The organism is uncultured Methanofollis sp., assembly GCF_937919355.1.
Taxonomy (GTDB): Archaea; Halobacteriota; Methanomicrobia; order Methanomicrobiales; family Methanofollaceae; genus Methanofollis.
Genome location: NZ_CALFSA010000151.1, coordinates 1 through 11126 on the forward strand (window position 1 = coordinate 1; position 11126 = coordinate 11126).

Below are 11126 nucleotides of genomic sequence, written 5' to 3' on the forward strand. Positions count from 1 at the left end.
CTGGACGGTAACACCCTCGCTGACCCTCGCCGCCTCCTCGATCCGTGCCGCCGCCAGGTTTGCCGCCGCCAGGAGATACGAGATCCCGGTCGGGGCCCCATTCGCCCGCACGTCCGCGAACTTCTCGGTGTCGGGGACGCCGAGCACCTTGCCGTCCTGCACGAAGACCTCGTTGAAGGTCGCCGGGCCGCAGAGTTTCGAGTTCTCCTCGGGTTCTTCCACGAAGACCCGGAGGTTCTTCCCCGCGAACTCGCCTTCAAAGGCGACAAACGAGCACGGCCCCACCGCCGTGGCATTCGCCGTCGCCGCCGCCGTGATCGAGCCGACAAGCCGCCGCCCCTCGGCAGTCCGCGGCTCCTCCCTGAGACCGATCGCCGCCGCCACCTCGCGGTCGGTGAGAGTGCGGGGGAAGAACTGCGGGTACGTCAGTTTGCGGACGTCGTTCGCCTTGTAGAGGATCATCGCCAGGCGCTCGACCCCGAGGCCCAGGTTCATGACAGGCACGCCGACACCGTACTCGCCGAGTGCCGAGGGCGAGTACATGCCGAAGGTGGCGACCTCCACCCACCCGATCTCCGGGTGCTTCGCATAGACCTCTGTCTGGGTGTCGGGGATGTAATACTTCGACCTCTTCTCGTCCGGGCGGAACTGGAAGTCCGTGAAGCCGAAGGCCGAGAGGAGAGCCTCCGAGACCGCCTTCCCGTCCTCGATCGTGACGTCCTCGCCCGCCACGACGCAGGAGGCCGAGTGGTAAGTCATCAACCGCGTCGGCCCCTCCTCCTGCTCCCGGCGGAAACAGCGGTCGATCGAGAAGAGACGGATCGGGTGGGCGTAGTGCTCCCACATCGACCCGAGAGAGAGGAACCACCCGCTCGTCATGTGGGAACGGAGAGTCATGTGCGAGGACTCGGGCTCCAGACTCTTGAACTCAGGGAAGACCGCGTCCAGGATGCGGACCACCAGACCGTCGTCGACCGCGAGAGACCCCGCGACCTCGTGGGTCAGTTCGTCGCCGTCGATCTCAGCCTTCTTGTAGGCGTGGAAGATCGTCTGGAGTTTCTCCTTCGCCTCCGCCGCCGTCACCGGCGCCTCGGCGTACTCGGCCCCGATCATCGCCATCACCTGCTCCATCTGGCGGTCTGAGATCCCGATATTCGGCCGCGGCAGGCCGCCGAGATAGAAGACCCGGTCCAGGACCGCACTCGCCTCAGGGCCGAACTGCCGGTAGACGTCCGACTCCTCGATCATCACCGGCACGCGGGCCTCGTCAAAGCCCATCGAGAGATACACCTGGCGGAGCCTCTCGATCGTCTCCGCGATCGGGTGCGGCGCCGCACGCCTGTAGACCTTCCGCGGGTACGTCTCCGCAAAGGCCGGCGGCGTCAGCACCTCCGGGCCCCGGTGCCATGCCGCTTCAAAGTCCTTTCTCGACAGTTCCTTCCTTTCTTCTGGATCAAATCTCATTCTGCTTCATCCCCTCTCTCTGTTCTCTCCATCAGGACGACCCTGGATATGGGGCTTTCGTCCGCAATCCTGTACCTGGTGCAGTGCCCGGCGACCTCCTCCGCAAAGCGGCGGACATCCTCGTGCGCCGGCATGTTCTCCTGCGACAGGCGGTTCCTGCTGTACCCGAGGTACATGTATCCCTTGATCTCAATAAAGCGTGCGCCCGACGCCTCGTACTGTTCGGCGTACCCCGCCGGGTCGATATCGTTGATACCCTTGACGATAGTCGTCCTGACCGCCGATCTCCGGCCTGAGAGGAGTCCGAGGCTCTGCTGGATTCGCTCCCACGACCCCTCCTCCTCCGGGTTGCAGAGGGGGAGGTAGGTCTCCTCGTCGGGGGCGTCCAGGGAGACGTAGGTCTGGAAGGGGTGACAGCGGGCGAGGACGTCCGGCCGCGTCCCGTTCGAGACCAGGAAGGTGGTGAACCCCTCGGCGTTGAAGAGGTCGATCATCTCGGGCAGACCCGAATACAACGTCGGTTCGCCCGAGAGGGAGATCGCCACCATCGTCGGGTCGAGGGCCTCGGCAAAACGGTCGTGCGTAACATATTGCGAGACCTTGTAGCCCGAGAGCGCCCTCTTCTGGAGGTCGCGGACACGCCCGAGGATCTCCGCCGGCGTGCACTCGCGCTCGGCCTCGACGTCGTGCTCGAAGGACCGCCAGCAGAAGAGACAGCGCTGGTTGCAGCGGAGGGTCGGGGTCATCTGGACGCAGCGGTGACTCTCGATCCCGTAGAACTGGTGCTTGTAGCACATCTCGCCGCCCTTCAGGGCCCGCTTGTTCCACATGCACGGCTTCACGGCCGCCGTGGCGTCGGGAGAAAAAAACTGGTAACCCTGCTTCCGCAGGGCTCCCCGTGCGTCCTCACATCGTGGAGATCGCATCGATACCAAGGGTTTCGAGTGATTCCTTCAGCGTGTTCTGCGCCGCCTTCACAAGGGTGAGCCTGCTCGCCCGCGTCTCCCCCTCGCTCTTCAGCACAGGCACGTAGCGGTAGAAGGAGTTGAACTGGTCGGCAAGGTCGCGGGCATAGGTGGCGAGGAGGTGGGGCCGGAGTTCGCGGACCACCTGGTCGACCACCGCCGGGAAGCGTGCGATCTGCTTTGCAAGGGCGACCTCGTGCTCGTCCGTGTACGTAAAGGCCTCGTCGAAGGCCCCCGCCTTCTCCAGGATTGAGCAGGCGCGGGCATGGGAGTACTGGATGTACGGCCCGCTCTGGCGCTCGAAGTTCAGGGCCTCCTTCCAGTCGAAGACCGTCGACTTCTCCGGCGAGATCTTCACGATATCGTAGCGGATGGCGGCGACCGCCACTGCACGGGCGATCTCCTCCCGCTTTTCCTGCGGGAGTTCCGGCCTCCTCTCCGAGACCTCGGCGAAGGCCTTGTTCGTCACCTCGGCGACGAGTTCGTCGGCGGAGATGAACTTGCCGGCCCGCGTCGACATCGAGCCCTCGGGGAGGGAGACGAACTCGAAGATGATGATCTCAGGCGCCTTCTCGCCGAGGAGTTTCAGGGTGCACTGGAGCTGCGAGGCGATGAGTTTGTGGTCGGCGCCCAGCACGTCGATCACCCGGTCGAAGTTCCGGCCCTTCCAGGTGTGGAAGGCAAGGTCGCGGGCCGCGTAGACCGACGTCCCGTCGGACCGGCGGATCACGTAGTCCTTCTCGAACCCGCACTCGGTCAGGTCGACGGAGAGCGTGCCCTCGTGCTTCGCCTCGGGCAGGCGCTCGATCCTCTCGATAACCCTGTCCATGTCGCCGTTCCGCACGAAGTCCGACTCCCAGACAAAGCGGTCGTGGACGACGTTGAGGTTGCCCATCGTCACCTTGAAACCTTCGAGACAGTGGGAGACGACCTCGCGGAACTTCTTCTGCGTCGCCGGGTCGCCCTTCTCGATGAGTTGCATCAGGCGGTCGACCTCGCCGGTGATCGCGGGGTCTTTCTCGATCTCGCGGTTTGCGGCGATATAGACGCGGGCGATGTGGTGGTCCTCCTTCTCGCCGTCAAGACGCTCCTTCGGGACATGGTCGAAGCCCCAGGAGACGATGGCGATCTGGCGGCCCATATCGTTCACGTAGTACTCGACCTCAAGGGGATACCCCGCCTTCCTGAAACAGCGTGCGAGAGTGTCGCCGATGATCGAGTTCCTGATGTGGCCGACGTGGAGGGGCCCGTTCGGGTTCGCGCTCGTGTGCTCCAGGACCACCCTCTCAGTCCGGGCCGGGAGTTCCCCGTAGCCCGGCTTCAGCGCTTCCCTGACCGCTTCCTCGACGTATGCGGCGCTCACGTGGAAGTTGATGTACGGCCCCTTCGTCTCGACCGTGATACCGGCGTCGGCAAGGCTCTCTCCAAGCCGCACCGCAAGGTCGGTCGCAATGGCCATCGGCGACTTCCTCTGCTTCTTCGCGAGGGAGAAGGCAATGGTCGTCGCAAAGTCCGCGTGTTCCCCGCCGTCCATGAGTTCGACTGCCTCTTCTCCGGTGCACGCCCGGAGCGCCTCTTCTATCTGCCTGTAGGTTTCAAGAAACATTCAGTATCCCGTCCTGTACCTGAGGACCGCTGCAATCCCGCCGAAAGCCGAGTAGAGCATCGAACCCTCTTCGAAGTCGTCCGAGATGATCTCCACCTTCGTCCCGCTCTGGTCGGCGAGGGTCGTCATTTCCTCGATGATATCGACCTCTTCCTCGATCTGGAGGGGCGAACTGCACTTCGGGCAGTTCCCGAGGTCGATGTCCTTTGTCGTCTTGCCGGGTTCGGTCTTCACCGTCTTCTCCTCGCTGTATCCGCAGTTCCCGCACATGATCTTCAGGCGGGACTCGCGCAGGCGGTCGGAGAGGATGAGCGTGTCGACCGATCCGTGTTCGAGGTTCTTTCGCACACTCTCCTCGCCGTAGGCGGCGACGCCGTCGTCCTTGACGAGTTCCTTGAGGAAGTGGTTCATCACCTCTTTCTCCTTGATGACCTCGACACCTTTCAGGGCGTCCTGTGCATTGTCGACGAGTTCGGCAAGCCCGCTCTCGTTCGTGTAGGCGACGTCGAAGAGCCCGAGGACACGCTTCTGGACCTCGTGGTGGAGGTACCCGCCCTCGTTGAACTCCTCTTTCGTCGGCGACGGTCCGCCGATCAGGAGCCCCTGGAAACGCTGGAAGAAGTCTTTCTCTGCAAGGAAGGCCTCGCTTGAGCGGTCGCCGACCTTCTTGTAGAACTCGTTGATGGCAATGAGGCGGAGACGCTGGAAACGCACCGACGACTGACCGCCTTTGCGCTGTTTCCCCGGCACCATGGAGGTGGCGCCGTTGACAGGTTCGATCCTGTTGCCCCGCAGGAACCCCCAGTACGCCTCTCGCCTGTCGATGACCAGGAGACCGTAGACCTCCTTTTCCTCGAGCATCTCCTTGAGAGGTTCGAGTTCGAAGTTGGAGGAGCAACGGTACATGTAGAGGTTGATGGGTTCGGGCGGGTAGACGATCTCGCACTCGAGGTCGGTGCGGTCGCCGACCGTGCTGACCGTCCCGCAGAAGATGGCCATGCCCCTTTCCGGGGGGGTCTTGAAGTATTTGAGACGGGAGAGGATCGAAGAGATGGCGCTCTGGACGTTTGTCCGGGTCTGTTTGCTCTTGATGTTCGAGCACTGCCCGAACTCGTCCCGTAACTGGGCCGTCACATCGTAGATCTGCTTGTCCGGGGGGATATAGAGGGAGATGAGTTCGGTGCCGCTTCCCTGCTTCGCTTCGAGGCGTTCAAGCATCTTCTTGAACTCGTATCGCAGCCTCGCCGAGTCCATCTCAACCATATTTTCGGCGTTTTCGGTCATCTCTCGTTCACCAGTCACCAAAGCTAGTACTTGTTCTCTTCAGATTCGTATAAATCACTCGCATACGGCGATCGCGCGGGTGTCCACCCCGGCGTTGACGCCATGTGTCCCTTTGCACGGGACGGGAATTCGCTGTCTTCAGGGAGGGCCGGACAGGGCCCTCTCGTGCAGGCACCGGCAGAGGATGGCGATGGTCTTGGCGTCGTTGATCCGGCCGTCATGACACATCGCCGCCGCCTCTGCGAGGGGCACCTTCACCACCTCGATCACCTCGTCGTCGTCAGGGTCGAACTCCCGCGACGGCGTGAGCCCGCGGGCCTCGAAGAGGTAGACTCTCTCGTCGGTGAACCCCGGCGAGGTGTAGATGAACCCCCGCGGGATGAACTCCCCGGCGGCGAGGCGGCACTCCTCGACGAGTTCGCGCCGCGCCGTCTCGATCGGTTCCTCGCCTGCTTCGAGAGTGCCTGCCGCCGCCTCATAGATGTACTCCCCGATGACGAAGCGGTATTGCCGCACAAGGTAACAGTCGTCGCCCTCGATAGGGAGCATCACCGCGGCGTTTCCCGGCTTGACGACGACCCTCTCCTTCTCCTTCCCGTTCGGGAGGGTGTACCTGTTCAGTTCGACGGAGAGCCTCTTTCCCCTGTAGATCTCGGTCACGGCCGCACCTCGTACGGGACCGGGTCCTCGATGCCGAGGGCGCGGAAGGCCTCGAGCCTGAAATGGCAGGACTCACAGACCCCGCAGGCGGCGTCGTTGTTGCTGTAGCAGGACCAGGTGTGCTCGTACGGCACCCCGAGGGCGAGGCCCTTTTCCAGGATCTCCGTCTTGTTCAGGTGCACGAAGGGGGTCATCAGGCGGATCGGTTTTTCCTGCGCCGTGCCGAGGTCGACGGCACGCTGGAACGCCTGGATGAACTCCTCGCGGCAGTCGGGATAGCCCGAGAAGTCCGAGGTCTGCACGCCGATGAAGACGGCGTCGGCGTCGCGGGACTCGGCAAAACTCGTCGCCATCGCAAGGAGGTTCCCGTTCCTGAAGGGTACGTAGGTCTTCGGGACGTCGGTGTGTTTCTCCCTGAAGTCGTTCACCGGGACCTTCTCGTCGACCAGGGCGCTCTTCCCGAACTGCCTGAAGTAGCCGACGTCCACTTCGAGGAACTCCTTCGCCCCGAGGAGGCGTGCGACCGTCCGTGCGCACTCGCGTTCTTTTCTCTCGGTCAACTGGCCGTAGTTGAGGTGGAGGGCGAGGATCTCGTAGCCCATATCTTTTGCCACATAGGCGAGGGTGGTCGAGTCCATCCCGCCTGAAAGGAGGCAGACTGCTTTCATCTTCATTTCATCTCGAGATACTTGTGGAGCTGGATCTGGAAACGGACCGGGAAACCCGACTCGAGGACCCAGCGTGCGATCGCCCTCTCGTCCACGCCGTACACCGGCGAGATGAAGACCTCGCCCTTGACCGGGCAGTGTTTGAGGACCTTCTCGACGTACGCAATGTCGTCGTTCGTGCCGACGACAAACTTCACGCTGTCGTTCTCCCTGATGTGGGGGAGGAGAGAGAGGTCGCTCTTCTGCCCGGAAGACGGGCACTTCACGTCCATGCAGACCGAGGCAAAGGGCTGGACTGGCCTGAAGTCCACCGTCCCGTTCGTCTCGATCCCGACGGCATAGTCCATTGCGGAGAGGCGCCGGCAGGCCTCGACGACCTCGTCCATCTGGAGGAGAGGTTCGCCGCCGGTGAAACAGATTGTCCGGCACTTTTTGCGCCAGAGATGGTCGAGGAGGAGATCGACTGCGACCTCCTGCCCTGCTGCGGCGTCCTGCGCCTGCGGCGTGTCGCACCAGGTGCACGTCAGGTTGCACCCGGCAAGCCTCACGAAGGCCGTCGGCCTGCCCTGCTGGGTCCCCTCGCCCTGCAGGGAGTAGAAGACCTCACAGATCCGCATCAGTGACCTCCGCGTAGCAGGTCTCGGCTTCCCAGACCCGGATCTTTGCGACGTGGGCGTCCCGTCCGCCCCTGCCACACATCTCGTTGATGAGGCCGGCGATCTCCACGGCGAGCACCTCGCTCGTCGGGTCGCCGACGGTGGTCACGACGTCCTGGAACTGCCGCAGGCAGACCGCCATCGGGTCGTCCTCGTTGAGGATTACCTGGTGGTCGAACCGGTCCACGACCTCTTTAATATCATTGAAGTCGATGAGAATACCGGTCGTCTCGTCGGGTGTCCCCCTGACCCAGACCTCGACCCTCCACCGGTGACCGTGGAGACGGTGGCACTTCCCCTCGTAATGGAGGAGGCGGTGGCTTGCGTCGAAGTATGTTTCCTTATAAATGCAGGTGACCATCATTCATTATTCGGCGGGAGAGGATATAAGATTATTATAGTGGACGTCCCATGAATACTACCAGATTTCGGAGTGATGGACAATATATAAATTCATTCCGCGCTTTGGTATATACCACAGTGAGGAGTATCCACACCGAGAAAATCTACTTCAGAGAGGGTATTCAATGGGAATGGGAAAATTTGCAGCGAGAAAGCTGAAGCGTGAAGCCAACAACACCCGGTGGAGCGACCCGAATTATGCGCGCCGCGAACTGATGCTCGATATCAAGTCCGACCCCCTTGAGGGTGCTCCGCAGGCCCGCGGCATCGTCCTTGAGAAGGTCGGTGTCGAAGCAAAGCAGCCGAACTCGGCCATCCGTAAGTGTGTCCGTGTCCAGCTGATCAAGAACGGCCGCCAGGTCTCGGCCTTCGCCGTTGGCGACGGTGCGATCAACTTCATCGACGAGCACGACGAGGTCACCATCGAAGGTATCGGTGGCCGTCTCGGCCGGTCGAAAGGTGATATCCCTGGTGTCCGTTTCTGTGTCACCAAGGTGAACGATGTCTGCCTCCAGGAAATGGTCCTCGGCAGGAAAGAAAAGCCGCGCAGGTGATCATGATGGTCGAAGAAGCAGAAGCACCTGTCCAGGAACAGGTAGAACAGGTAGAGGAGAAGGAGGCCGGCGTACCGCGTCTCCTTTTCAACAAGTGGGACCTTTCCGAGGTCCAGGTCACCGACCCCGGCCTTGTCCGCTACGTGAACCTGACCTCCATGATCGTCCCGCACTCCTGCGGCAAGCTCTCCCAGCAGCAGTTTGCGAAGAGTGAGATGCTCATTGTCGAGCGCCTCATCAACAAGATGATGCATACCGAGCACAACACCGGCAGGAAGCAGGTCACGATCAAGATCGTCGAGGACGCGTTCGAGCGGGTCAACAAGAAGACGAAGAAGAACCCGGTCCAGGTCCTGGTCGACGCGATCGCCAACGCCGGTCCCCGCGAGGAGACCGTCCGCCTGAAGTACGGCGGCATCAATGTCCCGAAGTCGGTCGACACCGCCCCGCAGCGCCGGGTCGACTCCGCACTCGGCTTCCTCGCCACCGCCACCTACAACGGTTCCCACAAGAGCAAGCGCCTGGCATCCGACGTGCTTGCTGACGAACTGATCGCAGCGGCGAAGGGCGACGCAAAGGCATTCTCCGTCTCGAAGAAAGAAGAACGCGAACGTGTTGCAAAGGCTGCACGCTAACCCCCTTTTTTTTGGTTCTGAGGCACTCCCATGACACGAAGAAAAAAGATGGTAGAGCGGGTCACCGAGCTGATGGACAAGCCGGACCGGATCCGCAACATTGGTATTGTAGCACACATCGACCACGGTAAGACCACCCTTTCCGACAACCTGCTTGCGGGTGCCGGGATGATCTCCGAGGAACTCGCCGGTCACCAGCTCTTCATGGACTCCGACGAGGAGGAGCAGGCACGCGGCATCACGATCGATGCCTCGAACGTCTCCATGGTCCACGAGTACAACGGGCAGGAGTACCTCATCAACATGATCGACACCCCTGGCCACGTTGACTTCGGCGGCGACGTCACCCGTGCGATGCGTGCGGTGGACGGTGCGGTCGTCGTCGTGGACGCCGTCGAGGGTACCATGCCCCAGACCGAGACTGTGCTCCGTCAGGCCCTCAAGGAAGGTGTCAAGCCGGTCCTGTTCATCAACAAGGTGGACCGCCTGATCAACGAGATCAAGGTCGACGCCACCGAGATGCAGATCCGTCTCGGCCGTGTCATCGACAAGGTGAACAAGCTCATCAAGGGCATGAACGAGAAGATGTACAACGACGGCTGGAAGCTCGACGCCGCACAGGGCACTGTCGCTTTCGGTTCCGCGCTGTACAACTGGGCGATCTCTGTCCCGTACATGAAGAAGTCGGGCGTGAACTTCGGCGATGTCTATAACTTCTGCCGCTCCGGCGACATGAAGACTCTCGCAAAGAAGAGTCCGCTCCATGAAGTCCTTCTCGACATGGTCGTCAAGCACCTGCCGAACCCCATCCAGGCACAGGACCGCCGTGTCCATATCATCTGGCACGGGGACTACGAGTCAGAGGTCGGCAAGTCGATGATCGACTGCAACCCGAACGGCCCGATCGCGATGATGGTCACGGACATCACCTTCGACCAGCACGCTGGCGAGGTCGCAACCGGCCGTCTCTTCTCCGGGACGCTCCACCGCGGCGACGAGGTCTTTATCTCCGGCACCGCGGGCAGGGAGAACCGTATCCAGCAGGTCGGTATCTTCATGGGCCCTGAGAGGCTCGAGGTCGAGACTCTCTGCGCCGGCAACATTGCGGCCGTCACCGGTCTCAAGGACGCTATCGTCGGGTCCACCGTCTCTTCGGGGATGGATATGATGCCGTTCGAGTCTCTCCAGCACTACTCCGAGCCTGTCATGACCGTCGCCGTCGAGGCGAAGAACATGAAGGATCTCCCGAAGCTCGTCACCGTGCTCAGGCAGGTAGCGAAGGAAGACCCGACTGTCCGCGTCACGATCAACGAGGAGACCGGCGAGCACCTGATCTCGGGTATGGGTGAACTCCACCTGGACATCATCACCGGTCGTATCAAGCGTGACAAGGGTGTCGAGATCATCACTTCCCCGCCGATCGTCGTGTATCGTGAGACTCCGACCAAGACGGCCGGGCCGGTCGAGGGCAAGTCCCCGAACCGCCACAACAGGTTCTTTATTGAGCTTGAGCCCCTGAACGAGGAGGTCGTCCGCATGATCAAGGAGGGCGAGATCACGATGAACATGCCTGAACTTGAGAGGCGTGAACTCCTGATCAAGGCCGGTATCGACAAGGAAGAGGCGAAGGGTCTCAAGGCCATCGAGGGCACGAACATGTTCTTCGATGTGACGAAGGGTATCCAGTACCTCAACGAGACGATGGAACTTGTCCTTGACGGCTGGCGCGAGGCCATTGCAGGCGGTCCGCTTGCCGAGGAACAGGTGCAGAACCTGAAGGTCCGTCTCGTCGATGTGAAGCTCCACGAGGACGCGATCCACCGTGGTCCGGCGCAGGTCATTCCGGCGGTCCGTTCCGCGGTGAAGGCCGGTATCCTGATGGCGGGCGACTCCCTCCTCGAGCCGCTGCAGAAGATCCAGATCACGGTCCCGATGGACCAGATGGGTGCCGCAACCGGTCAGATCCAGGGCCGCCGCGGTCAGGTCTTCGACATGCAGAGCATGGGCGACACGATCACCGTGACCGGAAAGGCGCCGGTGGCCGAACTCTTCGGCTTTGCCGGTGACCTCCGTTCCGCGACCGAGGGCCGTGCGATGTGGTCCACGGAGTTCGCCGGGTTCGAGGTCGTTCCGCAGGGTCTCCTCCCCGAGGTCGTCAAGGCGATCCGGCAGAGGAAGGGTCTGAAGGACCAGATCCCGCGGCCGGAAGATTATCTGGCGTGAGTAGAGGGA

11 protein-coding genes are annotated in these 11126 nt (G+C 61.9%); 3 read left to right on the plus strand and 8 right to left on the minus strand.

Annotated features, from left to right (window positions below; all coding sequences use genetic code 11):
• From sepS to Q0520_RS07555, 8 genes are all read right to left on the minus strand, one after another.
• Positions 1-1464 (minus strand): O-phosphoserine--tRNA ligase (gene sepS, locus Q0520_RS07520; RefSeq protein ID WP_298668348.1); only part of this gene is annotated, 1464 nt, incomplete at its 3' end.
• Positions 1461-2390: a 4-demethylwyosine synthase TYW1 gene (gene twy1, locus Q0520_RS07525; protein WP_298668351.1), complete on the minus strand. Its 930-nt coding sequence runs from the start codon at positions 2388-2390 to the stop codon at positions 1461-1463. The genes sepS and twy1, both read right to left, overlap by 4 nt.
• Complete coding sequence (gene argS / locus Q0520_RS07530) at positions 2371-4035, minus strand: arginine--tRNA ligase (RefSeq protein ID WP_298668353.1); 1665 nt, start codon at positions 4033-4035, stop codon at positions 2371-2373. Before argS ends, twy1 begins: the two co-directional genes overlap by 20 nt.
• Positions 4036-5319 carry a peptide chain release factor aRF-1 gene (prf1, locus tag Q0520_RS07535; protein WP_298668356.1) on the minus strand — a complete coding sequence of 428 codons (1284 nt, stop codon included), beginning with the start codon at positions 5317-5319 and terminating at the stop codon, positions 4036-4038.
• Between the two features lie 138 nt (positions 5320-5457).
• Positions 5458-5979 carry an NUDIX hydrolase gene (locus tag Q0520_RS07540; protein WP_298668358.1) on the minus strand — a complete coding sequence of 174 codons (522 nt, stop codon included), beginning with the start codon at positions 5977-5979 and terminating at the stop codon, positions 5458-5460.
• Positions 5976-6647, minus strand: a complete 672-nt coding sequence (gene queC, locus Q0520_RS07545) for a 7-cyano-7-deazaguanine synthase QueC (protein WP_298668372.1) — start codon at positions 6645-6647, stop codon at positions 5976-5978. The genes Q0520_RS07540 and queC overlap by 4 nt, the downstream gene beginning before the upstream one ends.
• A gap of 2 nt (positions 6648-6649) precedes the next feature.
• Complete coding sequence (locus tag Q0520_RS07550; protein WP_298668361.1) at positions 6650-7264, minus strand: radical SAM protein; 615 nt, start codon at positions 7262-7264, stop codon at positions 6650-6652.
• A complete protein-coding gene (locus Q0520_RS07555; RefSeq protein ID WP_298668375.1) occupies positions 7251-7664 on the minus strand; it encodes a 6-carboxytetrahydropterin synthase in 414 nt (137 codons plus the stop codon). Before Q0520_RS07555 ends, Q0520_RS07550 begins: the two co-directional genes overlap by 14 nt.
• Positions 7665-7830: 166 nt before the next feature.
• Between Q0520_RS07555 and Q0520_RS07560 the strand changes: the two genes are divergently transcribed.
• From Q0520_RS07560 to Q0520_RS07570, 3 genes are read left to right on the plus strand one after another with little or no spacing between them, the layout of a single operon-like run.
• Positions 7831-8259 carry a 30S ribosomal protein S12 gene (locus Q0520_RS07560; RefSeq protein WP_298668364.1) on the plus strand — a complete coding sequence of 143 codons (429 nt, stop codon included), beginning with the start codon at positions 7831-7833 and terminating at the stop codon, positions 8257-8259.
• Between the two features lie 2 nt (positions 8260-8261).
• Complete coding sequence (locus Q0520_RS07565) at positions 8262-8894, plus strand: 30S ribosomal protein S7 (protein ID WP_298668367.1); 633 nt, start codon at positions 8262-8264, stop codon at positions 8892-8894.
• 30 nt (positions 8895-8924) lie between these two features.
• On the plus strand, positions 8925-11117 hold the full coding sequence (locus tag Q0520_RS07570) for an elongation factor EF-2 (RefSeq protein WP_298668370.1): 2193 nt from the start codon (positions 8925-8927) through the stop codon (positions 11115-11117).
• Positions 11118-11126: the final 9 nt, after the last annotated feature.